The organism is Bartonella sp. CB10SXKL, from assembly GCF_042195515.1.
Lineage (GTDB): Bacteria > Pseudomonadota > Alphaproteobacteria > Rhizobiales > Rhizobiaceae > Bartonella.
The window spans coordinates 63,969-89,441 of record NZ_JBHION010000009.1 but is presented as its reverse complement, the minus strand read 5'-3'; the positions used below and the strand labels follow the sequence as shown (position 1 = coordinate 89,441).

Here is a 25,473-nt window from a genome sequence, read left to right as displayed (position 1 = left end):
CTCTGCCTCAAGATTGACCACTCGGCGACGGCGTGGTTTTCTCTGTATTCCCTTACTTAAATCCCAGCAAAGAGGCAATCTTTTCTGTCAACACCCTTTGTTAAGTCCCAATACTGCCCGTGAAAATCTAAAGAAAGCGCAAGAGGCTTCTTGAGTATATACAATTTACTATCATAATACCAATAACATCACCACAAGCGCTTATACAGCACCTTTCAGGTTTAAACATTTTCCTCTGCCTCAAGATTGACCACTCGGCGACGGCGTGGTTTTCTCTGTATCCCCTCACCTAATCCAGGCAAGGAAGAATCCTCTTTTGTTGCTGTTGATGCATCTCCATTGCTAGAGCTTTCTGCTGTTGTAAGTGAAAGCTCAAGAGATGATTCATCTTGAGTCCGTACAGTACGTCGACGGGGAGAACGACGTGTTTTTTTGACGGGTTCAACATTTTTCTCAGAAAGACTGTGCTCTTGATCTGTTTTTTCATCCGATAGAGCCTCTAAAGCGTTTTCACGCGCATCCCCATTTTGCGCTTTATCATATTGGCCATTGCCATTTTTTTGCGACGACATTTGTAATACATCTGTATCACCCTCAACAGCATCCTTTTTTTCACCGTCAAGATTTATTTCACCGCATTCTTGCCCATTGTTTTCATCACGATTTTCGTTTTCATCACCTCGATTTTCATCACGCCGAACCGATTGAGACATTTGCCCAGCTGCTGCTAAAATAATACGCAAATAGTGCTCGGCATGTTGTAAATAATTTTCCGACATAACACGATCGCCTGCACCTTGTGCATCACGCGCAAGGCTTATGTATTTATCAGCAATTTGCTGAGCATTCCCGCGAATTTTAACATCCGGACCGCTACTTTCATAATTGCGAGACAACGGATTAGGACCGCGACGATTATTATTGTTATTACCATTATTGTTATTATTGCGACCGCGTACCCGTCTATTTTGTTGTGGCCTCATCTTTATCCCTTTTTGGAGTGTTTGTCTTATTGTGTGTCTTAATTGACGCTTCCTCATTACATTATCTTTTGATAATGCTGATCATTTTTAACATACGATTATCAAGCTATCCGCGTTTATTTCACTCAAACGAACCCTACTGATATTGATAAAAGCATATATTTTCTTGAAAATCACAAAACAGCAGGGAAATCGTAAATCAAAAATTCCCTTTTTCTCTGTCAAACAGCAGAAATCTAATGATGTTCACGTAAAATGCCAAGTGTTTTTTTTAAAATAAACCATATTTCACTAAAAAAATAATTATCTTGTGGAAAACAAAAAGGAAAACACACACACAACATACCTGACAAAGAAAAAATTCCTGCCAGAGAATATTAGAAGCTTCCTTTTTTGCTCTAAAACCACAGCTCTTAAAAACGCCGATATTCTCTACCCCTCGTGCATTTAAACCACAAGCACTTCCATCCCAACGAGTCACTGCGCGAACCTCTTTATTTTATAAATATAGCCTCTCTTCATCGCTAAAGCAACCCCTTGCGAGCGATAATCCACGATCGCTTCACAAAACCTCTTGATTTTTATAGATAGATTAACACGAAGTATTATTCAAGCCCTATAATCACCAAGAGATCAATCTTCTTTTCCAAATAAGCTAACGATACTATCAATTTCTATTTTAACCCATAGAGTTTTTAAGTTAATCACAGTTTTTATTTATAACAAATTGAGCTTAAAAATAAAATACTTAAATACAAAAAAATATTAAATTATGAAAAACCCGACCAATATATCAAACTTTTTTTAAAAAATCAGTTTCTTCTCAACAAAATACCCTCCTCAAAGCCTATCAATAAGAATGGCCTAACGCATTTCCTCACTTATCTTTTCTGATAAAGTATTTTCTGATAAAGAAAACTAGAATTATAAAACAAGCACATTTGTAAACCCAGCACAGCGTTTTACGCATGAAGAAGCCTTGAATGTTTATAAAAGGAAGTTTTTTTACTCATTTTAGTCATGTCTATTGACTTACCCCCTCAAAGAACGAAGATTCTCGAGTCACACTGGTCTGTCAACAATGAAAATTCTTATAAAATTCGTACAGTGAATTGGTTTATAATGATAATTCATATTTGTTGTGTTGAGTAAGAAAACTTAATACCGTAGGATTTTTCATTTTCTATCTGTTTGCTGTTGAATCAATCTCTTTTTCTTGCATGTTACACGTGGGAAAACCTGCGTGGAGTAAAAACAATAAAAAAGACTTAAAGTACCTCTTATGAACCGTCTCTAAGGCTAAAGGGCTGTCGAGAGACACCATTGGGAGCAAGCAAAGTGTGAGATAGTACCGGCTTACTCTTTTTCAAACCATAAAGATGAACATACTCTATAAATTTTATATATTTCATGAGGATTATACCATTCACCAGAACCATTACGAAATGGATTTCCCACACTCGTTCTTCCCTTAAAAAAGCGCAACAAATCCTTCTGAAACTCCACCACGCCCCCTTAAACATTTTAAGGCGGCATCCATACCTTATGTCGCCACACCTTAAATAATAAGAAGTGCGATATAACAAGATAAATAAATCAGGTTGCTATTGGTCTTGAGGCAGATAGTCATTTAAGAGGCTTTTATTTTTTTATAAAATTCGCTTCCTTTTAACTTTCCGTATAAAAACTTAAAAGTAATTGCGCCTTTTGCCTGTTTTATTTTCTTTTTCATTGAGAAAACAGTCTCGTAAGAGAAAATAATTTCCATCCCCAGGACGGACCATCGTCAAACATTGTTTTTTAGCACTATCAGAAAGCTTATCCCACATTTCACGAATAGCAAAATAGGCCTCACTTTCCAAATTAAGACAATGCTGATAAACTTCTCTTTTCATATCGGGCATAACGGAAGCAGAAATTTCCTTGCAATATACGCGCAGATCAAAAACAGGAATAACCAATTCAACGGGTGCTTGTTGTGTTACTTTTTTATGAGAAGAAAAATAACTAACCACCTTAGCAACAACAAAACACAAAAACACTATACAAAAAAGTATTATGCAAACAAAAGCAATCTTGCGATATAATCTTTTGAAATAAGCCTTTTGTCTTGCTCGGATTCTTTTTTCCATAAAGATTGTACCCTTTAACATCCCAAGAGAAGCTTTTACAGCAAAAAATGATAGAAGTATTTGTGTATACAATACAGGTTATAGCAACAAACGATCAAGACTCTTATGTCAAAAGCCCCTCTTTTTTTATCGTATAATTTTTATCGTATAAAATTCTTGTAAAATACTTTTCTCATGCCCTTTATGAAAAAATAGGGCTGATGATTTTCTTTCACCACCTTAAAAGACGAAGATTCTTCATCCATGCGGCTTTATAAACAATTCGTCTTCTTTAAGACACATCACATTGATTTATAAAGAGTATTTATTGTTTTTTCATATTGAATGAGAGATCCGAACATCGCAGGATTCTCTCATCCTAAATTTGTTTTCTGTTGAAACGATCAAAACCATGTCGCTTGCAAGTTACAAGCGGAGCTGGCATGTGGATTAAAAACTGTACAAAAAAGGCATATGCCTCTTATGAATCGTCTCACGAACCAAGGCTTTCGTAACATTGGAAACTGGAAAAATATATGAGAGTACCAACCTGCACTTTTATGAAGCATAAAGATGAGGGAGATACCTTATAAGTTTTATACATTTCATAGGGGCTTTACCCTATACCATTGACGAGTGTTCTTGTAAAAGGGACTTGGGAGTGGGATATCTCTTTAAAAACAAGTCCATGAATATGCAATAAATGTATATTCGGAGACAAATAATATTTTAATATTTGAGGCATTCTGTTTTTATGTGAGAGGCATGATCCCAAGAAGACACACGATACATAAAAGCATAAGGCATTATCTTCATTATTTAAATAATATTGCTATAGATAGTTTTGAAAATTATAAAGGAAAAAGATGATAGTCCGAAGAGTGATTAATATGCCTTTATATTTTTCTCAATAAGGCTGTCTTCCTATTTCAGAAATCACTCAAATACAGCCCCCATCTGACATACATAAAGTCTAGCTTACAAAAGCTGGAATCGCTCAGAGAGTTTTGCCCTTCTGAATCCGTAAGGTTCTCATTCTTCTTTCTCTCAAACATGTTACAGCTTTGAAATTTGATGTTGTTTGACAAGCAACAAAAAAGCTCTGTACTCTCTTAAGAAAACAACGCCTTAAAGTTACACACATAATGGATTGGAAAGATGTCTTAGCTTTTTATCAAACGCGCTGTAAAACAACGAGCGTAACATATTGGCTTTTTGCTTATCCCAAAATGTTCATCCTAATTTCTTGCCTCCAATTCCCTTGCCTCCAATTCCCTTGTGTCCAATTCCCTTGTGTCCCATGCATAAAGATCAAGTTGAAGGAAATATATGGATAACCCTAGACTTGAAAATATGAAAGGAAGGCGTGACAGAGTTTCGCGTTCCTTATGTCATGCAAAAGCATTAGACATTCTGAAATAAGCACTCTTGCTATCTCGTAATGATTTCTTTTTTCTGCTACCGGTCAAATCCCTTTATTTAGAGAATTGGCTATCACAAGTTATGCAACAAATAGCGCTATATGCAACAAACAGAACCTGATTTATATCCGCATGGAATTCGTTCCAGTTTACATGATTGGCTCGCAAAATCCACTTGACTTTCCCCTTCTTCTTTCCCCCTCATGGGATCTCTATCACCATAGAACAAAAAGCGATATTTTATGACGCTTTATGGACAAAATCCCCACCGCCCGAAGAGTTCATCACATGACGAAAAAACACCCCTCATATTCACCACACACAAACACTTCAATATATAAAATCTTACACGCCTTCTATCACCGCACTCTCAAAAGGCAGCACGACAACAAGATAAGAAATTATTGATGTAAAACTCCAAACAAAGAAAAGAACGGACTTTCTAATCGAGATCAACAAATACTGTTAAATCAACGCTTCCATTTTTGATGATGTCACACCTATGCTTTATAGCACCCCTATCACACTTCATAATACCGAAAAATTTTCTCTGCCCTACGCACTATGCGCATCAGAACCAATCAAATAAAACAGAAATGCGCTATCTCCCTACTTTTTTGTTTTTGATTAAATAGCAAGATATAGCTGTAATTCTTTAAAGAGCTTCATACCATAGATTCATTTTATACATAATATCATCAACAGAATGTTTGTATGTGCTGCAGGAAGAATCCCCAGAACGCTCCATATGACCACTGGATGAAGAGCTGTTACAGGATTCTACAAGAAATGCCAGTGACATTGGAGATAACGCATCCTCGCTATCAGAATAATAAGCTGATAAAAAAGTGTAATCTTGTGAAGGAAGTGTCCCCGAATTTACTTGTGATGGAGCGGCAACAAAAAGAGAATTAAAGGTTCTAGGACCAATGACAATATCACCATTCGCTTGCTGCATAATACTTCTTGCAGAGTATATATGATTTGTATTGATTGCCCCCAGCGAAGCCCATTCATCCTGCCATAAATATGCATAATAAAGATCCATAACTTGTTCATGTTGAACAACGTTGTCAGCAGACATGGCTGTATCAAAGAGTGAGTTAGGAACATAATAAAAATTTATATCTGGAATAATTTCATATAGCCAGTACGTTTCATCAGGATTATTAGCAATCTGTTGCCGCGCCATTCTGTAAACTGCATCCATACTTGCAGTTGTAGACACAAATGCTGAAGTCTGTTGAGCAATAGAGTGCCCAGTTACATGATGTATGATATCCTGATCATCCCCCCAAGGGGCAAAACCTCCTCCAAAGAATATAACAGATGGAGAGCGATCATCTATACGGAAAACCATATGGGGAGGATCAATAGCATATGACAGATTTACATCTGAAAAGAAAAAAAATAAAACTGTCACTAAAAATACTGAGAATGCTCTTTGAAACATTTTTATACCTTTGATATACACTCCATATTTTATACCTGTAACCTCTTGAAGCGTTACAGATATAAAAAGGGAGAAAAACCCCTATTGATCTTATTTTAAAGTGATGGCTAAAACCCTTTTTGCTGGCACATGACCCGCTTCAAAAATAACCATTACTTTTCTGTTCAAAATGACTGCGGTTTTTGCCAAATCCAAAATACTTTTTCCAACAATGTTATCACAGCCCCAAATACCTTTTTGAATGTCTGAAGTAGGGCTGATACCGTATCTGAGCTCTAGGCGACATTGTGCTCCTGCGCTAACGACTTGAACCGAATTGAGATAACCGTTTTGTTCATAAACTCCAGCATGAGAAACACCTGTTGTTAATGCTATCATCACCAAAACAATGGATATTTTTTTCAAAAAACTTTTCATAATTTACCTCTTTTAAATTTATTGCAACGGACATGAAATGCATCCCCATTCAATCTAATGGATATTTTTAGCCTCCTCGCCTCCTTAAAGACGAGAATTTTGACCAGCTTTAGCCCGTGATAAGGCTGCCTCATCTCAGTCTATTCTGACCCCTACCCCGCTGTTGCACGATTTATTTTACAGGCTCTACAGCAAAGCCTTCCCTTATTGGTGCCGCGTGAATGATGACTTATTCACACAACAAAACATCGCATGCACAAGCTCTATCATTGGCAATACTACCACTGAAAATGTCTGCCATTGTTAATGTACGTGCATTCTACGGATTCAAAATGTGTCTATGATTTATTGCCTATCGCAAGCGGCATACTGTCAACAAAGACAATTAAGACAAGTATTTACAGCCTCACTACGCTTAAAATCTTTCTAACACCAAACGCTAGAATGAAATTGCCATCTAAGCTCAAACGACGATTGATGCAAAATTACTCAGTTTAAAATAGAAAAAACTGTAGTTGAATATCTTAAGATAGATCCTCAATACCGATCACTCATGAATTCTGTAAAACATGAACGATTATACTCTGAGTAAAAACTGTAAATCAGAAAACTGCTAGGGTTAAAATAACCTTAGTGTAGAAGATTGACCATTTTCCAAGCATCACTTATTTAAGTCACAACGAATACAGATAATACGCTTAATTATCACGCACTCTCAGCCCTCGAATAACATTGATTGGATAGTTACTTCTGTAACAAATATCAACGAATTGCGATGTACTGTAAGCTCTATAGGCCAGCTCAACAATCTCAGGACTTTGAATATGAAATGTTCTTCCTGTAATTTGTGACATTTCTGGCTCTTCTGTAGGCCTCGTTTCCAAAACAGAGAGAATATTTACCCCTTGCAAATTTTTATATGGAATGACAGAAATATTATTGATGATTTGTGATCGAACCATTGTTCCGCCGATATCTGAACAATCATCTGAAATAGTCCTCAAACGTGCAGAAGCTGGTCCAGTAAGACACAAAGCTAAAAATATTAAAATCAATTTTTTCATTATAGAATACCTCTTTTTCATTTTTGGTTGATCAAAAAAATAAATGCTCTATGGACAGGCAAATAACTATCCTGTTCACAACTATCTATCTCACTGCTTTAAAGGAGCTAAATCCCATAGAGACACAAATCGAGATGGTTAATCACCCATCGTTTTACTTTTATCCGCTTCTTCAGCGTCTTGTTTGTGTTTCACATCTTCAAGATCTTTGATAATCGTTTTCAATTGTTGTTCTAAAATATCCAAACGCTGTGTAAGTTGGAGAATATTTTGAGTCTGTATTTTATCAAAACATTGGAGATCTTGACGTGTTTGCTTCAACAGAGCATTCAAAGGAGCATGTCCCATTCTTCCGCTAGCATAAAGAACCACACGAATACATTCAGGATCATCAATATCAGCAATAGAAAATGGAAAAAGTGCCATTATATCCCCCTTTTTGATAAGCTAAACGCGTATTAAGCATTTGAATATCTTTTTCCGTTGTACGGCTCTTGCATTTCTCAGAAAACCTCAGACAATCTCAGACAATCTCAGACAATCTCAGACAATCTCAGACAATCTCAGACAATCTCAGACAATCTCAGACAATCATGTGAAAGGCTTTTGAAAAAAATTTCCTCATCGAAAATTTTTACAAGGTATTTTTTTAGATTATATTCTGTTTTCCACCTAAAATGATGATTTTACCAGCTGAAACCAAAGAAAAATGCATGATCGCCTTGCATGCTGTGTCAGCTTTCCCCAAAAGGACAAAGCCACCCCCACCGGTCTTTAAATAATGCCAATCGATAAACAACAGTCTGTTAACAATCTGGCTTCTTATCTAACGGATTTGACTCAGCTTCCCCTTTCAAAGGCATCCTTGTAATGCAACCTTGTAATGCAGCCTTGTCTAGAGTTATTCTACAAAAAAAGCTGTTTTAAGAATACGCACAGACGAAAGGCATCCCATGCATAAAATTTTAACCGCATCTCAAACAATATTATTTTACAACACAATGGGATAAACTATTGTCTTACAGATTTTCTCGTATCACTCTCATTCTGTTTCAAGAAGTTGCCTGATAAGCACAAAATGCCATCTAAGAGAGTTCAATGCCTCACCATGTACTACAACGCATCGCCAACCTGCTGCTCTTGCCAACAGTGCACCCATTTTGAAAACAGTGCGACCATTTTGAAAGCAAAGAGCCCTTTTTTCCTACACGCTTTGCCAAAAAAGAAAGCGCTCCATTTTGCCTTTTCTCGCTTTAAATAAACATATCCGTTGACCTCTTTCCACCACCTAAAAGGACGAAGATTTTAGCCCACATCGGTTTGTAAACAATCCAACTCTTCTGAAAGGATTCCGTCTGCTGCTCACTTATATGATTCACTTGCATAATACTTAACCAAGCAAATCCTTCTCTAAACAATTGCTAATGTATTAAATACTTTAAGCTATCTTACTGATATAACCACCTTCAATAATAGTGTTTTAATGACGGTGTTTTACGGTATAATAGGATAAATTTTACCCATGGTTTTTTTGTCATCGCACAGCAGCGCTTTAAACCCAGCACTTGAAATAATGGATCACGACACCACAAGAGAGAGGCATTTGGGATAAAATCTTTATTCCTCAGTAAAAAACGCCATGAATAAAGAAAGTTTTTTGTTCTCCCTCTACCTTCAATAATCACTGTCTTGATCCTCTAAAGAACAATAGGCAAACTGACCTTTAGACATCCAACAAAGGCAGCACAAAAAATAAAGAGAGTTGAGTTTTTTCTAAAGCGCCTCAAAACTTTCTGCACAATATATTCTATAAGACTTTATATTCAATAAGACTTTTTTTCATAACAAACATTTTAGCATTTTTATCTTTCTCTCACACAGCTTTCATTCTCAGGCTTTGACAGCATAAACCACCGCCATATTGATGGGGCGTGTTTCATCCCCCCCTGTTTTTTGCAACAAGACCTTATGTTCATGCTCTCCCGCAGCCTTCGTTAACCGATCTTTATTGTAGACTTGAGCCAGATGTCTATAATACTCACCGTGATTCATATCCCAAACTACTTCGTCAATCATTGGATAACTATGCTGGTGGTTACCTGTTGAATCTGTTTTTCCCTCATGGGTATGGGATTTAAAAGACTCTTCTTGTCGGCTTCCCAAGCGACGTCCTTTATCAATTTCTTTTCCACTATCGAGCCCCCGTAAAAACATTCCACGCAAATCGGGAACATTGAATGTTGTTCTCCCGTCTCCTTTTCCCCATGTTTCTCCCAGAACAGCAAAGAGATTAGCATAGTTCCTTCGCGAATATTCTTTACCATCACACAGTAACCATCCAGAGGGTATTTTTTCTGTAGCAAAAGTCCCGATAAATCCAGAAGAAAAAGTTTCAGGCAAAGGAGGAAAGGGCGGAATTTCAGGAAGTTTTATAGTAGGATTGGTTAAAAACCAGCCATCAGCATTTTTTCCGGCAATATCACGCGTATAGACGACTTCATAAAGCCCCCCTTTTTGAATTTCCCCGCCCTTTAAAGGCATAATACCCTCTGGCGTTGCCATATAAGTTGGTCTTGGCGGCAATTGATTTAAAGAAATATTTGTTATTCCTCTGTTGACGCCTTGTGCTTTAAAGCGCACAACAATGCCATCCATATAAGTCTCAAAAAAAGACTTTGTTGCCAAACGAAGTGACGTTCTCTCATTTTTCACATCGACAGTAAACTGTGTTTCAATCACGCCCCCATTATCCAACAAATATTCTTTGATGCGTTGCATCATAGCGCGAGCACTATCATTGACTGTGCTTGGCGGTTGCCCTTCTGCCCAGTTTATATTCTCGTCGACATAAGCATTTTCTGATGCAACAATTGACCAATCATAAATCGAACTCATAGAAGATACTCTTTATTCAAAAAGGGAAAACGAGCAAAAAATGAAGAAAAGAAAGCCGCAATTTTATTTTTAGATGCCGGCATTTTCTCCATTTTCATTTTTTCCATTTTCAGGCCTATTTTGTCATAATCAACATGCAATAATTTTGTTTTCGCATTGACATAAACAGCTTCAGGGTTCACACGCAACACGTCTTGCGCCATAACGCCCTGATAACGTTGTGGATTTCCCTTATAATTAAAGGTATAAAGTGGATATCCCTTTTTCTGCCCCACAGGGATAATATTTTCTTTTGCTCTCACATCACAAAGCCCTAAAATTCCTCCGACCAATCCAAGCACTTGCTGCGCATCACGCAATGGATCTTTTGTCACAGAAGGCATTGTCGTGGATTTTCCTGAAGTCGTTCCGTAATTTCCAGCAGCCTGTGTCCCTACCTGTAACAAGCTTTGCAATCGGTTCCAATCTTGATTATCTTTTTCTGACCATTTTTGGCGTTCAGCATCTAAGACATTTTGGCGGTTTATATCTTGAATCATGCCCCCTTTCAAAGCATTGCTTTGCACGTTACTCTGTCCTTGATAATAGCTATTTGCCGCATTAACTTGATCATTCTGAGAGCGATCAATCATCTGGTTTGCATTCATCATATTGTTAATATCTTGATTATATTGCTGTGCTGCAGCATTTGTTGCCAAGGCGCCTAACTCATCGGCCAGCACACCAGTATGAGCCCCAGAGCCATAACGTCCTGCTCCCGACATCGATTGATTAATTGCATCGGACGTTTTATTCAGAGCATTTTGCAATGCAGTATTAAATTTACTATTGCTTCCAATCCAGCTTCCCTTAGCCATACCGGAAAGATTTGTAGCGCTGTTGGTTGGTGCATTCAACCATTGCGTTACCGTTGGATTGTTATAGAGCCCTGCTGCTTGTTGTAAACCGGTCAGCGCATTTTTTGTCATATTGCTAAGACCAGCGACTCTGTCTCCCTGATAAACGTTTCCGCCAATTCCTTTATTATAAAGTCCAAGTGCATCAGCACTGGCTTGTTTAAGAATATCAGCCGCCCAAGCAGGTGGAGCATTTGTTTGTGTTGTTGTCTGCACTTGAGGTGTGGTTTTTCTACTCATGGGTTCAGAACCTTTCTATATTGAATAAGATTACGAGAATATCCGTGATGAGCGAGCTTTTTCGCCCATCCAGTTCTTCCAAACATGTGCATTTCTTCAGCATTAATTGTTCGCGCCCATTTTTCGACTTCATCAATCAATTTGACCAATTTCAGCCCTCCCTCTCCAGCAAGATCAGAGAGAACGACGCATTTTTTTCCCGTATGGGTTATTTCAACTTTGGTAATTGCAAAAGCACTAAATTGGATTTTATTTTTTAAGACCAGCCACAATTGTGCTTGTCCTGTAGCGATTTCTTCAGCAATTTTTTCCAGACAAACATCATCCGGAAAGCGCTGAACATATTTTTTCAATGCAGCATTGAGAGCCTCTTGATAGGGAGCTATTTTTTCCCATGGCCACTGCTCTGTCAGATGAGCAGAATATAAATCTTGACTCTCTTGTATCATAATTTTAGCTCTTTTAGCTTTGTCACTCATCTCCCCTCAAATAACATTCCGTCTACGCATTTCACGCATTCCATGCCCCCCGCACAATAAAAGAAAAAAGCCCCATCATCCCTTTGTCACAACAAAGAGGGAACTTTTTTCTTTATAAAAATAAACCATGGTGCAGCCTATTTTCCTTTATCGCAGAAAAGCATGAAACATAACGCACCACCTTGTTCTTCATATTATAAAGACACAGCTTATCGCATTGTGCCTTTGTTTATAAAGGTTTGGGAAGCCTATGGGGCATTTGTTCTTTAATAATAGAGGCTTGAGCCTATCGCATGATATTACAAAAGGGCATGCCTATCGCATGCCGGCCCGCGTCAATTCCACATCAAATCCAGTGACATGAGTCCAATTCACCCCTTCAGGAATACGCAATTTAAAGCGATAAAACCGTGCCCTTGCACGACAGTGAATTTGTCCAGTATTATAAGAGGGCTGTTTTTCTGGCAACCAAACAGTTTCCTCTTCAAGAGATTGTCGAAAGCGCATTCCCACAGACAAATAAAACTTTCCACTATTGACTTGAGGCATAATATTTTTCACCCGTGTTATCATGCCATTTGTCTGCCCCATTTCTTGTGATGTCACGACACAAGCCATAGGACCCCCAGAAAACGAACCCAGTCTCCCCTGTTGATCAAATGCCCCCAGAATAGGCGATTCATTTTTCCAAGCTTTACTATCGAGAGAAAAGGACAAATCGTCAATATTCTTAGTCACAAAATCAAGACCTTCTAGGGTTGTTCCTGCTAAGAAAATAGGCAATATCATTTTGATATCGACGAGAGCTTTTGTCCATTTTTGCAATCCCCAATCATAAATGAGCAAGATACGTTTATGAAGGTTCTCATCAGAATCAACCATCCAATAAACACGATTATACACCCCATCGATAGCAGCAGACAGAGTGTACAGATTATCCTGCCTTGATTTTGCGGTCATCGTTCGATCGACTTTTTCGAACCCAATGGGTATAATCTGTCCCTCATTTGTTATTTGATAAAACCCGCCCTCATCGGCAAAGAATGCTAAATCGCCTCTACAAACAATTGATTCAGCATTTTTTGCGCCTCGTTTATCGTGGATTTTTTGGAAACTAAAAATAATCTTAGAGCCAGGAATAAAAGAACCAGCATAGATTGCAGAACGCATAAAGATAATTGGATTTGTTGTCTCCGTTGCCCCTTGGACGAATCCGCCATCAGGAAAATCTTGATAATCACAACTTTTTTTTCCCACGGTCCAAAATTCAGCATCATTTAATCCAGACCAATGAACCCGTCTTGGATACTCAGTTAATTTCATCAAACAAACGAAATCTCCCCAGATTCGAACAATCCCTGCCTGTGGTGGATTTCCTCCTAAATTTCTAAATGTTTTATCATGATTAATATCAATCACTTGTGGTTTATCATTGGCATTCACAGCAATGATAAAATCACCAAACAAAGCAAAAGACCACGGAGCATCAACATTAGCCAGATAAGGTTTTCCTTTTTGGCTAATATCTTTCCAGTTCATTGTTGTATTATCAAGTAAGTAGATTTTATCTCTTGTCCCGACAATAATAGAAACCCCATTTTTTGTTTTAACCGCAAGAGTGCCTAAGATTGGCTCCGGACAAGGCTCTGATAAAGGTTCAAAACTTGGCATAGGGATATAGGAGCCATCGGCCGGGAGCACATTAACAAGTTCATCGGTAAAAATTCCATTGATATCCGCCACATCGGGTCGATAATCAGCGATTGGGAAAAAAGCCATCAAGACCCCCATAAAATCTTTGAAGAGCCCAGTGCCATTCAAAACACCAAGGCTTATTGATAAAAAACCACAAAAGCCCTTAAAACTCTAAAGGCATAAAATTCAACAAAATAAACAACCTTAGATTGTTTAACGCACCAAAAAAAACGATACCATAAATAATGGCCACCCCAACGCCATCCACCAGCGCCAAACCAAAATCAACTGCCCGCAATCACATCAACCCCCACAATGACGGGGGAAAGAGCCATCAAGAGCCCCCCCATAAAATCTTTGAAAAGCTCAGTGCCATTCAAAACACCAAGGCTTATTGATAAAAAACCACAAAAGCCCTTAAAACTCTAAAGGCATAAAATTCAACAAAACAAACAACCTTAGGTTGTTTAACGCACCAAAAAAACGATACCATAAATAATGGCCACCCTAACGCCATCCACCAGCCCTTCACCATCAACACCCAACGCGCAAATCCAGCCATAAGTGACAAACCAGCCACCAGTGCTAAACCAACCTTCAACACCAGCCATAAACGATTTGAAATGAACTTTTTAAAAACGCATTGGGCGAATCTTTGAAGAACCTTTTTGGCGCGATGTTTCAATGCGCAAAGCTTGAAGCTGTTCTTGAAAATCTCTGAAAGAAACGGCGGCATATTCAGGATCTTTAAGAATATTTTTATAAAGTTCATATTTTGCCCGTGCTTTAATAAGATCAAAAGCATAAATCAACCAAGGGTTATCATCCTCTTTCAGCTGTTCATCAGCAAAATGAACAGGAGCATAAGAAAGCTGTACAGTTTCCACATGTTCTGGTGTTGGAAAGAGTCCTATTTTTTGATCAAGGTACGTATAAAAGAATGGCGTTCCTAGCGCAGGATGCATACCATATTGTTGATGCAACACTTCCAAGGGCTTAAAGAACAACTTTGTTGGTGTTGCATTCTTTGTTACTAAAAAGACGCCCTCCAAACTCTTTTCTGCTTCAATAAAAACCCCCTCTTCTTGCCCATACCATGTTTTACCACTCTGTGTTTTAAACGTCCTTTCTCTTTTTTCATTAAAGAAAAAGGGTTCGCGTTCACACAAACGCAAAGCCGTAAAAATTGAATCTTGAATTTGCAGGGAATATTCCGCTGTTGTATCATCAATTTCATCTTGAATAAGCGCGACCATATAAGCAAAAGTTTTAGAATGGTCTGAATGTGTAAGGTTTAGATTTTGGGGATCAGTGGATAAAGTGGTCATAAGCCTGTCCTTGTTTCTGGAAGCATTTTAAATTTTTCCCCCAACAGATCCCTCTTGTTGGGGGAAGAGAGCAAACATTCGCTTTAAGCGGGTGCTCCATAAGTTGGGATGACAATAGTGCCAAAATCCTGAGCCCCTTGCGTACTCCCTGGCAAGGTAAAGCAAGTTTTTTTCATACCAATAATGGTTTTTGCCGCAACCCCGAATTCTCTTTCATAGTCGAAGAGTTCTTCCACCAATTTATAGCGTGTCGCCCCTCGATCTTTACCAAAAGCAATCACAGCACTCTGCGCACCAAGCAGAACAGCCCGCCGCACATTTGGCACAGCTTTATTAGCGGTTCCAGCTTCGACCCCTTCAGTAATATGTTCAGCTTCGCGCAAAACCACACCATTATACATGCCCAAAGACCCATCATAGAGCGGATTTTTGATACGACTTCCACTATAGATTGCCTTAGTAATGTCGAGCCATTGCCCCGCATCAGTATTGGTTCGCAATTGTGTCACTTGGGTTGGATGAAGATAAAGCACATAAACATTTTCCCCATCGATCCGCACGGGTCTAATTTTAGGATTTGCCAATTTAGCCCGTTCAACCGCTTTATCAATCAAGCTGAGATCAAAAACATCATCTTCTTTTAAGTCCTCATCTTTTGCTTTATCGTTAGGACGTACCACGCGTTTATTGGTTGGTGCCGTTGGCGCATTAAACCCATAATGAACAGGTTTAAGGGTAATCGTGCGTCCTTCAAAGTTAATTGTTTTTGCGGTATAACCACACACTTGAATGAAGAACATCATACTCAGACGATCTGCATACCAATCAACCAAACCATTTTTTGCCTCGGTGCGCAAATCATGGAGAATTCGTTGTTGATCAATCGTTCCCTCATTTTTGACACGCACGGCATGAACGAGTTCATTAATTGCCAAGCGATCATTGAGAAACTGTAAAGCTTCTTCATTGCCTTCCAATGTCTGCCCTTCGCTCACCCCATCGCCTAGCAACTGCACACGCAAATTAAAGCTAATAGCATCCCCACTTGCTTTTGTGGTTTCATCTTTTAATTGTACGATACTGTTTGAATCATTTCCAATCAACGGTGCAATTGGAAGTGCTTTTGAGACTTCTTGGTTTAGTAATTTAGACCATGTGCGCACTGCCATTGGGTCATTAAGTCCGATATAAGTTACAGTCATTTTGTCCTCTAAAAGTTTTATTGACATAAAAAACCCGGCAAAGCGCCGGTTGTTAAAACACCACATTTCATTTCAAATGGTGAATAGGTTGTTTGTGAGTTTTATCTAATTTCTGTTAGCGTCTGCCTCCCCCTTATAAGAGCTCTCCTCACCACATCCGTGCTGTGAGAAATCCCCCCCGCATTCTCCTGCGCCAAAAGCCTCTTAACGTTCCCGCAAAAAACACTCCCCCGCATTCTCCCCCGCCAAAAGCCGCTCCACGTTCCCGCAAAAAACACTCCCGCATTCTCCCCCGCCAAAAGCCGCTCCACGTTCCCGCAAAAAACACTCCCCCGCATTCTCCCCCGCCAAAAGCCGCTCCACGTTCCCGCAAAAAACACTCCCCCGCATTCTCCTGCGCTAAAAGCCTCTTAACGTTCCCGAAAAAAACACTCCCCCGCATTCTCCTACGCTAAAAGCCGCTCCACGTTCCCGAAAAAAACACTCCCCCGCATTCTCCTGCGCCAAAAGCCTCTTAACGTTCCCGAAAAAAACACCTGCCACATTCTTGTTTTTAAAATTCTCTTCCCCCCATTAAACGATTAAAAGCGGCTTTATTTTTAGGATCAGAAACCCAAGCGCTAAACTCTGCTTCTGACATTTTATCAAGCATATCCAAAGAAATCGGTCCATTTGGCGTCAAGCCGTTATAAGCAGCAAGAGTACGTGCAGAATTGTGTCTTTCCTGTAAATTTTCACCCATGTTATTGGGAACATTTGTGTAGCCAATTTTTTGTGCAATAGAGTAAATCACTTCAGCCGGATTTTGATTTTTTTGCGCACAATCGCGCAAGATCTGCTTCAATTCATCACCAATCAACGCATCAATATTTTTGGGATCTGCCATCTCAGGATAGAGCGAAGCACAAGCTGCCAATTGTTTAGCCCGTGTTTCATAAATAAAATCAGCTGCTTGATCAAAATCATGATGCTTTTGTTTAACACTGGCAACAGACTGCTGAAAAAACGCATGCAACTGTTCTGCTTCGCGAGCCAGAGAAGACTGTTGTTTTTCATGTACAAGCCCTTGTTTTTGGAGTGTTTTTCCCAACCATTGCATATAGCCCATAAAGTCTTTTTGCGGATCTGGCGCAGCATCCTCGCCCCCTTGAACCTCTTTTCCAGCCTTTTGCGAAGAGTCCTGTTGTTGAAGCATTTGCCCTTGAAAATTATCTTCAAGAGTTTTTTCTTCTCTTCCAATTTCACCATTTTCTCCCTCTTGTGTTGAGACCAGAAAATCTTGTTTCAATTGGTTTTGTTCTGCCGGCGTTAAGTGTTCTTGATCCATGACATTAGCCTTCTCTTTTTTTTAACAATAAAATAAAATTTTTCAGATAAAACAGCCCCATAAGCACTTATCCCCTCAATGCTCTCTCATCATTTAGCACCAGCATTCCCCACCATGTTCACCCCACATGACGGCAAGCCTCCCTCTCCACCCTACTTTTCCCAACAGTCCTGCCCTACAAAACAGGTCTTTTAAGAAAAGGGAGCCCATGCACTATGGAAATCGATAAGCCCATTCTGCGCCCACCATTCCCCACCATGTTCACCCCACATGACGGCAAAACTCCCTCTCCACCCTGCTTTTCCCAACAGTCCTGCCCTACAAAACAGGTCTTTTAAGAAAAGGGAGCCCATTGCACTATGGAAATCGATAAGCCCATTCTGCGCCCACCATTCCCCACCATGTTCACCCCACATGACGGCAAGCCTCCCTCTCCACCTTGCGTTCCCCCAACAGTCCTGCCCTACAAAACAGTTCTTTTAAGAAAAGGGAGCCCATTGCACTACGAAAATCGATAAGCCCATTCTGCGCCCACCATTCCCCACCATGTTCACCCCACATGACGGCAAGCCTCCCTCTCTACCTTGCGTTCCCCCAACAACACTGCCCTATAAAACAGGTCTTTTAAGAAAAGGGAGCCCATGCATTACGAAAATCGATAAGCAATTTATGATATATGGCGTTTATCAGAAGTCACGCATGACAAAGTGTCCTATTGTTGAGCCTTTAGTGTCTGCAACATCTGCATTATCTGCTCTGTCCCCACATTATCCCCCATCTGCGCTGAGGCATTTTGCTCTTCTTGAAAAGAGTTTTGCGCCTTTATCGCAATTTTATGAATAAGTGAAGCCGGTAAAGGCGAATAGCGTAAGAGATCGAGCATAATCTCAGGCGTTGTAAAATTTTGCATCAAAGGCAGCAATTGCATGATCAGTGCAAAAGTACGCTCTTTTTCATTAAGACTTGTTGGCGCATCATCCACGACAATATCATATTCCAAACTTGTCACCATTTCGCGTGTCAGCGGCACATACTGGGCATTTTCATCACCAGCAATACGCACCAACCGCCCATCGGACAGATAATTTTGAATAAGATAGAGAATAATTTTTCCCTGTCGTTGCCGATATCGACGCAACCCATCAAAAAAGGAAGCCAAAAGATTAAGTGACGATTGTCGCCGTTGTTGCTCAAGAATGCCGGGCTGATTGACAGCTCGCGTCCCAATAAATTCAGAAGACAACCCCGTCACCTGTTCGAGAGCGCTCTTTGCTTCATTAAACAATTGGAAAAACCCTTGCGGAAATTGTGCCATGGGTTTAGGCTGGATTCTTCCCCCAGACACCGCCCCACTTTTCAACCAAGTAATACTATCGGCTCTAGCCCAACTCTCGAGGGCTTGTCGATCATCATCAAAAGCATCGCGCTCTGCCATAATTCCGCCTTTTGATTGGCTATTGAGCAAATGCATCACTTGACTAAAATATTTGTTTGCCCACCGTTGCGGATCTTTTGTAGGGCGCACAATTCCATAAAATTGCCGGCTTAACTTATCAAAAGTACCGGTAATACACTCCCATCCCAATTGATTGGGTGGAACCAAAGGCTTATCAGGCGCTTCAAGCAGCTTTCTACCTAAAAATGCCCGTTTGACAATTTTTCTGTTCAACCTTGTTGCTTGAACATGAGGAAAGGTTTTGCTTAAATTTTGGAAATCCTGCTCTGAATAATCGACAAACTTTCCACTTAGAGGCTCAAGAACTTTATAAACCACCTCGCGTTCAAACCAGCGACATTCTACCAATGTCACCATTTTAGGACGTTGATAACCACTCCCCTCTTCTCCTTGAGACCCCCTCTCGGACTGATAACTTTGTGTCATCCCATCGCTGGTTGAATGTAAAAAACTCTGATGTTTAACCCAATCAGCATTAAGGTCACTCCAATGAACATGGGGAAACATTTCCTGCGCCACAGCAAGGGGTTTTTCATCAATATACCATAAGCGTTGTGCATCAATAAGATTAGACTTGACAGCACTTGCATCCCACACCATTTTCATCGGGTCTAAACGTGCAATGATTGGTTTTCCTTGCGGATCTTGTTCATAATCAAGGCGTGTATCTGTCCAGCCCATTCCGCAAATAATTGCATCTTGAAAAGCATCGGAATCTTCGTATTCCCCGTCAGCTTCATCACGAAACCACTCAGCCGCCCCTGTCAAAATCTGGTTTGCAAAGGCAGCCCCTTCTTGTCGTGGAATAAATTGCACTTGTCTTTTATTATTGCGCTCAGCCCCAATCACGGCATTAATTAAAGGCGCAATACGGTTAAAAGTCATAACCGGTCTGTTTTGTTCGTGCAAGACAGCCAAGTCTTGCTCATTCCATTGCCGTCCATTATAAAAATCGTAATCTTCTTGGGCATTTTTTCGCCATTTTTCGACATGATCAATATCATCCTGATACCAACCCACGAGTTTTTTAAAGAGAGCTTGATTTTCAAGCGTTTCGATTTGATTAAAAGAAGAATCTGTAGAACTATTCATTAAAAAGCCATCCATGAAGTTTGAGAATGGTGAAACGAGCGATAAGGTTTTTTTCGCGCTCTAGCATTTGGCTGTTCATAAGCCACACACATCAGTCCAAAGGCATCGGCCCCATGGCTTGCCCAATCATGTTCAGCGCCTAGTCCGATATTGCGCTGTTCGTCGCGCTTTTCATGATACCAAGCAAGCGCTTTTCTGCCCGCACATGTCGTTTCACGATTAAACCATAGTGCAGGAAACAACCGCCTTACGGCTTCGATACGCATTTTCACAGCGCCTGTTCCTTGGTTAGGAATTATTTTGGTTTGAAAACCGGCTTGTTGAAGGGCACTTTCAAAACTCACATTATAGACACGATCTTTTGTTGCGCCATCATGAGGCAAAACCATAAGAGCCTTTTCATATCCCCTTTGAAAGACCCACCCCACATGTTCTGAGAGAGGTTGACCTTGGGCTTCATAATAATCGAGCACTCGGATTTCCCGTCCAACAAACTGCGCGACCCACAATGCGGTAGCATCAGCCTTTGCGCCTGTTCCCCCGATATCCCAAAAGATTCTCACCTGCATCAAAGGATCACGTGGAACAGTGGTAATCCGCCCTTCCATTTCGGCTTCGAGAAGACATTTCTGATAATAAGCCCCTTGGACAGCTTGGAGATATTCGCCTTCCCAAATATGGTTATACTGCTCTGGTCTTTGCTGCAAATCGTCCATTCGATCACGATTGAGTTTTTCAGGAAATTGCGGATTATCACGCCAATTGATTTCCACCCCTTTGATATGAGGATTATCGACATTTCGGAAACGTTTTTCCACGGCTGCATTTTCATGGCACGGGTTCCATGTGACCCATAATTCTGCATTCCAATCTTTTCCTTCTTCGCGCAAAGTTGGAATAAGTGTTTGCCAAGCAGTCTCAGTCACGGGCTCGGCTTCATCGACCCAACAAAGGAAAACGCGCCCCATTGATTTAATACTTGCGATATTGCGATCAAGCCCAGCAAACACATAGACAATCCGTCCATCTTTTGACTTAATATATTTATCACCGATTTCATAATAATCTTGTAAAAAAGGATAAGCTTCGATAGCGCGTTTAATTTCTTCCAAAGAACTTTCATTAAGAGAATTTTGAAATTGCCGTGCACAAAGAATAATACCGCGTTCTCCAGCCATTCCATGGCGATATCCCACCACAGCTGACATCAAAGCAAAAGAACGTGTTTTTCCAGAACCGCGTCCTCCCCAAGCGGCTCGCACATCGGCATTTCCAGTAAAAACAGGAATAAGCTTTGGAATAAGAGCCACTTGAGCCGTATTCTGCTCAATTTTTTGAGAAATTTTCTGAACAGTTTTCATTATAAATTTTTCATACTTTAGCAATAATTGCGCTTCACTCTTTTGCTTATCCCAAGTTTAATTATCCCAGAGCAATTGAACGAAAAACGCCCTTCTCAAAAGCAGCGCTTTACCTTCCTTCATCCTAATATTCAATAAATTTCACTTTTTTTGCATGAGATCCCCTTGACCACACCTATGCGCCCCAAAGTCCCTATCCCCCCAAAGATCATTATCTCCAAGGGGTCCCTATTTTCCCCCATCACCGCCCCTCAAACACCGCGCCTGTCATCCCCCAACCACAAGCACGGTATCCCCCACCCAAATCATAGCCTCAGCACATAGCTCTCGGGCATATCCAAAGCCCAATATCCTCCAATATCATGCCCTCTCAAGCATCACCAATCCTCACACTTGTCTATCCCCCAAGATACCCCCACCAAAACACATGTATCCCGCAAGCATAACACTTCTCTCAAGTTTCATGCCCTCACCTATCAAAACACTGTTCCATATCCACCACACAAATACCCTGCACCAAATCCCCTCCAGCACACGGGCCCTTACGGCATCATTCACCAAAGCCCCTTCCCAGTATCACGAGCGCCCACAAGCACGATAGCCTCCGCTTCAATTCCCTCAAGATAGGCAATCACCAAAGCAGCCCCCTTCCAAGACATCACCCCACATCACCCACCTCAGCCTAACATTTTTCAATATCACAAGCCTCAGTTATCGAGGTATCACACTTCTCCGGTTCGCTATTTTTTGCATTCACTGGTACAATCTCAATACGCGAAACTGTTTTTGATATCTCCACACCTTCAATAACGAGAAAAGACCAAATCTTCACAAAAATCCAAAACAGTAGATAACATCACGCCCCCTAAGCATTGTACCTCTCGAGTATCACCTCTTCAGCACACGCCCCTCTGTCATCGCCCATAAAATCCGGCGTCTCCACGTAGGAAGCCCAAATATCTCCCACCAAAATATTCTGCTCTCCAGTAAATGCACAAACATCACAGCGCCTTCTTCAAGCCTCAGTTATCGAAGTATCACACTTCTCCGGTTCACTATTTTTTGCATTCACTGGTACAATCTCAATACGCGAAACTGTTTTAACCTGCCCTTCTCCAGCCCCCTGAAGAGGCAACACTTTTGCCAGCAGCGAAAAAAACGGTACGGGATTATTGAGAGCATGATACTGAAGATAAGACACCAGCCCATCTTCACCATAGTGATATCCAGCCTGCTCCGCCGCTGTCAAAAGAGCTTCATTAAATCGCTTTGTTGTTTTATTTAAAGCCCCTTTTTTCCGCCCTCTTCGACGTAAGGGAAGACAATGTTCATCTACCATCATCATGTTCCTTCCAACTAAAGAGAAACCAAAACCTCAAACACAAAAAATGACATAAAAATCAGCAACAAAATTTGCCAAGCATTCAACAATTAAAAAATGGGACACACCCAAAAAGATAAGAGCCCACATAAAGCCCAAATCCTCCGCATAATTTTACAGATTCACATTTTTACGCTTTTACATCATTACAGAACGCAGCCAAATGAAACGCTCAAATCACTACCCCGCACCGTTCTGTAAACACGGGTGTGTCAACAAGCTGATTTCTCGTCTATCAGATTTCCCTGCTGATTATTTCATATGGCTATCCCACACTTCAAAGCATGGTGTTTCATCAAACACGCCAGATAAGCTCTGATCTACAATTCGGCTTCAAAAAGCAAATTTTCCTCTGCTGAATAAAGCTTCCACCCCGCACCGGTTTTAAACTATCATCCAACCTCTTACCCAATAAATTCCCCTACTAACATCAGATTACCGCCCCCAAACATTCCTATTTTACAGTATAACAAACTAAAAAATATTTTAATTTTCTTGCCAATCTTCTGAAACTACTTTATTGATAGTTCTGTGTTTTTGATCGTCCACGCAACGGTCAAATAGGGATTTGAAAGCCCGAACGCTCAGTACATAAATTTATCCCGCTTTGCGGATATCCCGGAATTCCGGGAGCTTTTGCTATGTCCAAGTGCTTGTCAGCACTAAAAGCAAAAGGCTGGCTGAGCTCAGTGCTTTCAAACTCCCGGAATACTCATGCGAGGGCGCTCGCAACCGGAGGGGGGCTTGAAGTGCCAACTAAAAATTCACATTTCAACGACATTTCAATAGGTAAAAGAATCCGTTATAGACGACTTTCAATGGGGCTTTCCCAAAAAGAATTAGGAAGCCATTTAGGTGTCAGTTTCCAACAAATCCAAAAATATGAAAAAGGTTTAAATCGTGTAAGCGCGGGGTGTTTGCTCGAAATTGCTAAAAAACTAGAGGTTCCTATGAACTTTTTTTATGCGGATCTTTTAACAGCAGATATTCCCACAAAAGAACATGCCTTACACCACGATCAAGACACATACAGCGAAAAAGAATACGCACTTTTGAAAAACTTTAGAGAGCTCCAGCCGAAAAAACAAAAAGCAATCTTGTGGTTGATTTCTGATTAGACAGTGGTTAATTTCTGATTAGGCAAAAGCGCATCAATCGACATCCGTTGCCAATATTCCCCTCTGCCTAAAGCCTTGCCCGCCTGATACCACCACATCTCAAAAAACGGTTTAGGCACCGGTTTACGACATCATAGGATAACAAACTTCAAAATAGGATAAAAACACCAAAACCTTGGAAAAACATCCCCACCCCTCTCACAGAATCTTATCAAAAGATCTCTTCTGATTTAAACGCACAATTCCGATTGTATCATTATGATACCTTTTTACATTTACCTTGTCAAGTTTTTATATTTTTCTTTTGATATTTTTGTGTTTTCTTTAAGGGAGCCACATCCCTCAAAACACTTTTCCTGCAAAATGCCCCTCATACAAAACACAATGTCTAAAACAACAAGAGCTAAAATAGGATTTTTCCTAAATAGGTATCCCTCTAAATGGGCTTCCCTCTAAATAGGATTTCCCCTAAATAGAATTCCCCCTCTAAATAGGATTTCCCCTAAATAGGATTTCCCCTCTAAATAGGATTTCCCCTCTAAATAAGATTTCCCCTCTAAATAGGATTTCCCCTCTAAATAAGATTTCCCCTCTAAATAGGATTTCCCCTCTAAATAGGATTTCATTGTATTGCTCATTCCACCCGCTTACTAAAAAAACACCTCTCAATGCTTCTCACACCCATTTCACGGATATCCCCCATACAAATATAGATGCAACTATAATTGTTAAGCTCCGCATAGAATATAAACGCCCACCACGATTTTTCTCTCTTCACATCTCTTTACACATCAGCTCTGCAATCTGTTCACAGCCATTCCCCACACACTCTTCTCCAGAAAACGCACTTCAACAGCACTCTTCATCCCAACTTTCTCCTCCATTCACGAAGACACTTTCCCCCAATCCTTCTCACCACTCCATACAATAACAATATATTGATTTATAAGGATAATTTAGCATTATTTATATTGATTGAGAGTTCCGAATATCGTAAGATTCTCTCATTTCAAATCCCTCCCATGTTAAATCAATCAAAATCATTCGCTTCCACGTTAAAAGCGAGGAGAACCCGTGTAAAACTATTAAGAAAGGAGTAAAAATGGCTCTTATGAACCTTTCCAAGAGCTGTCACAACATTAGGGGCTAGCAAATATAATGATAATACCCAGCTTGCTTCTTCATAAGTGTAAAGATAGGGGTGCTCAATGGATTTATCATTATACCATGACAAAAAACACGCACAATATATAAATCCACAAATCCCTCACTTCACTCTTACAGATTCACATTTTTACGCTTTTACACATTTACAAAACGCAGCCAAAGGAAACTCCCAAACCACCACGCGACAATTTGATAAAAACAAAACACCTTTCCAACAATCTCAAACAACAGATTTCTGTAAAGAGTTCATATGAATTTGATTGTTTAGATCTGACTATTAGATTGGCATATAGAGCCGTAGAACAGAAAGTAATTTTCTATAAGACAGAAACGATAAAAGCGCTATATAACTGAGACAGAACATGAAGGATTGCAAACAGATAAAAC

The 25,473-nt window shown here is 40.1% G+C and carries 24 protein-coding genes; 1 reads left to right on the top strand and 23 read right to left on the bottom strand.

The features are described from left to right. Window positions 1–221: 221 nt before the first annotated feature. The 22 genes from ACFIK3_RS06265 to ACFIK3_RS06160 form a co-directional block, all read right to left on the bottom strand. Window positions 222–983 carry a DUF4167 domain-containing protein gene (locus ACFIK3_RS06265; RefSeq protein WP_375676419.1) on the bottom strand — a complete coding sequence of 254 codons (762 nt, stop codon included), beginning with the start codon at window positions 981–983 and terminating at the stop codon, window positions 222–224. Between the two features lie 1,688 nt (window positions 984–2,671). Further along, the gene (locus tag ACFIK3_RS06260) at window positions 2,672–3,115 is read right to left on the bottom strand and encodes a hypothetical protein (RefSeq protein ID WP_273791315.1); all 444 of its coding nucleotides are present in this window, start codon (window positions 3,113–3,115) and stop codon (window positions 2,672–2,674) included. Between the two features lie 2,055 nt (window positions 3,116–5,170). Further along, window positions 5,171–5,968 carry a hypothetical protein gene (locus ACFIK3_RS06255; RefSeq protein ID WP_375663605.1) on the bottom strand — a complete coding sequence of 266 codons (798 nt, stop codon included), beginning with the start codon at window positions 5,966–5,968 and terminating at the stop codon, window positions 5,171–5,173. Between the two features lie 90 nt (window positions 5,969–6,058). Next, window positions 6,059–6,385, bottom strand: a complete 327-nt coding sequence (locus ACFIK3_RS06250; RefSeq protein ID WP_273791313.1) for a hypothetical protein — start codon at window positions 6,383–6,385, stop codon at window positions 6,059–6,061. Window positions 6,386–7,083: 698 nt separating this feature from the next. Beyond that, window positions 7,084–7,449 (bottom strand): hypothetical protein, encoded by a 366-nt coding sequence (locus ACFIK3_RS06245; protein WP_273791312.1) that lies wholly within the window; start codon window positions 7,447–7,449, stop codon window positions 7,084–7,086. A gap of 138 nt (window positions 7,450–7,587) precedes the next feature. Then, window positions 7,588–7,875 (bottom strand): hypothetical protein, encoded by a 288-nt coding sequence (locus ACFIK3_RS06240; RefSeq protein WP_273791311.1) that lies wholly within the window; start codon window positions 7,873–7,875, stop codon window positions 7,588–7,590. Between the two features lie 1,464 nt (window positions 7,876–9,339). Further along, the gene (locus ACFIK3_RS06235) at window positions 9,340–10,344 is read right to left on the bottom strand and encodes a phage tail protein (protein ID WP_375676418.1); all 1,005 of its coding nucleotides are present in this window, start codon (window positions 10,342–10,344) and stop codon (window positions 9,340–9,342) included. After that, window positions 10,341–11,480: a tail fiber domain-containing protein gene (locus ACFIK3_RS06230; protein WP_273791309.1), complete on the bottom strand. Its 1,140-nt coding sequence runs from the start codon at window positions 11,478–11,480 to the stop codon at window positions 10,341–10,343. Before ACFIK3_RS06230 ends, ACFIK3_RS06235 begins: the two co-directional genes overlap by 4 nt. Then, on the bottom strand, window positions 11,477–11,959 hold the full coding sequence (locus ACFIK3_RS06225) for a hypothetical protein (RefSeq protein WP_273791308.1): 483 nt from the start codon (window positions 11,957–11,959) through the stop codon (window positions 11,477–11,479). The genes ACFIK3_RS06230 and ACFIK3_RS06225 overlap by 4 nt, the downstream gene beginning before the upstream one ends. 315 nt (window positions 11,960–12,274) lie before the next feature. Next, the gene (locus tag ACFIK3_RS06220) at window positions 12,275–13,738 is read right to left on the bottom strand and encodes a hypothetical protein (RefSeq protein ID WP_375676417.1); all 1,464 of its coding nucleotides are present in this window, start codon (window positions 13,736–13,738) and stop codon (window positions 12,275–12,277) included. Window positions 13,739–13,817: 79 nt separating this feature from the next. Beyond that, window positions 13,818–13,952: a hypothetical protein gene (locus ACFIK3_RS06215; RefSeq protein WP_273791306.1), complete on the bottom strand. Its 135-nt coding sequence runs from the start codon at window positions 13,950–13,952 to the stop codon at window positions 13,818–13,820. 169 nt (window positions 13,953–14,121) lie between these two features. Next, complete coding sequence (locus ACFIK3_RS06210) at window positions 14,122–14,265, bottom strand: hypothetical protein (RefSeq protein WP_375676416.1); 144 nt, start codon at window positions 14,263–14,265, stop codon at window positions 14,122–14,124. A 21-nt stretch (window positions 14,266–14,286) separates the two neighbouring features. After that, entirely contained in the window at window positions 14,287–14,982 is a 696-nt protein-coding gene (locus tag ACFIK3_RS06205; protein ID WP_375643517.1) for a hypothetical protein, read from the bottom strand. Window positions 14,983–15,065: 83 nt separating this feature from the next. Continuing rightward, window positions 15,066–16,184 carry a N4-gp56 family major capsid protein gene (locus ACFIK3_RS06200; protein ID WP_273791303.1) on the bottom strand — a complete coding sequence of 373 codons (1,119 nt, stop codon included), beginning with the start codon at window positions 16,182–16,184 and terminating at the stop codon, window positions 15,066–15,068. 204 nt (window positions 16,185–16,388) lie between these two features. Further along, window positions 16,389–16,574 (bottom strand): hypothetical protein, encoded by a 186-nt coding sequence (locus ACFIK3_RS06195; RefSeq protein WP_375676415.1) that lies wholly within the window; start codon window positions 16,572–16,574, stop codon window positions 16,389–16,391. Between the two features lie 163 nt (window positions 16,575–16,737). After that, window positions 16,738–17,511, bottom strand: a complete 774-nt coding sequence (locus ACFIK3_RS06190; protein ID WP_375676414.1) for a hypothetical protein — start codon at window positions 17,509–17,511, stop codon at window positions 16,738–16,740. A gap of 191 nt (window positions 17,512–17,702) precedes the next feature. Then, entirely contained in the window at window positions 17,703–17,927 is a 225-nt protein-coding gene (locus ACFIK3_RS06185; RefSeq protein WP_375676413.1) for a hypothetical protein, read from the bottom strand. Beyond that, on the bottom strand, window positions 17,917–18,072 hold the full coding sequence (locus tag ACFIK3_RS06180; protein WP_375676412.1) for a hypothetical protein: 156 nt from the start codon (window positions 18,070–18,072) through the stop codon (window positions 17,917–17,919). Before ACFIK3_RS06180 ends, ACFIK3_RS06185 begins: the two co-directional genes overlap by 11 nt. 151 nt (window positions 18,073–18,223) lie before the next feature. Further along, a complete protein-coding gene (locus ACFIK3_RS06175) occupies window positions 18,224–20,074 on the bottom strand; it encodes a portal protein (protein WP_375676411.1) in 1,851 nt (616 codons plus the stop codon). Further along, a complete protein-coding gene (locus tag ACFIK3_RS06170) occupies window positions 20,059–21,420 on the bottom strand; it encodes a PBSX family phage terminase large subunit (protein ID WP_375676410.1) in 1,362 nt (453 codons plus the stop codon). Before ACFIK3_RS06170 ends, ACFIK3_RS06175 begins: the two co-directional genes overlap by 16 nt. A gap of 682 nt (window positions 21,421–22,102) precedes the next feature. Then, window positions 22,103–22,252, bottom strand: coding sequence for a hypothetical protein (locus ACFIK3_RS06165; protein ID WP_273791299.1), 150 nt, complete (start codon window positions 22,250–22,252; stop codon window positions 22,103–22,105). A gap of 183 nt (window positions 22,253–22,435) precedes the next feature. Further along, window positions 22,436–22,762, bottom strand: a complete 327-nt coding sequence (locus tag ACFIK3_RS06160; RefSeq protein ID WP_273791298.1) for a hypothetical protein — start codon at window positions 22,760–22,762, stop codon at window positions 22,436–22,438. Between the two features lie 788 nt (window positions 22,763–23,550). On the opposite strand from ACFIK3_RS06160, the gene ACFIK3_RS06155 reads away from it, so the two are divergent. Beyond that, complete coding sequence (locus tag ACFIK3_RS06155) at window positions 23,551–23,919, top strand: helix-turn-helix domain-containing protein (protein ID WP_375676422.1); 369 nt, start codon at window positions 23,551–23,553, stop codon at window positions 23,917–23,919. Here the strand turns inward: ACFIK3_RS06155 and ACFIK3_RS06150 are convergent. Next, window positions 23,916–24,038: a hypothetical protein gene (locus ACFIK3_RS06150; protein WP_375676409.1), complete on the bottom strand. Its 123-nt coding sequence runs from the start codon at window positions 24,036–24,038 to the stop codon at window positions 23,916–23,918. The two genes, ACFIK3_RS06155 and ACFIK3_RS06150, sit on opposite strands and share 4 nt — an antisense overlap. Window positions 24,039–25,473 lie beyond the last annotated feature (1,435 nt).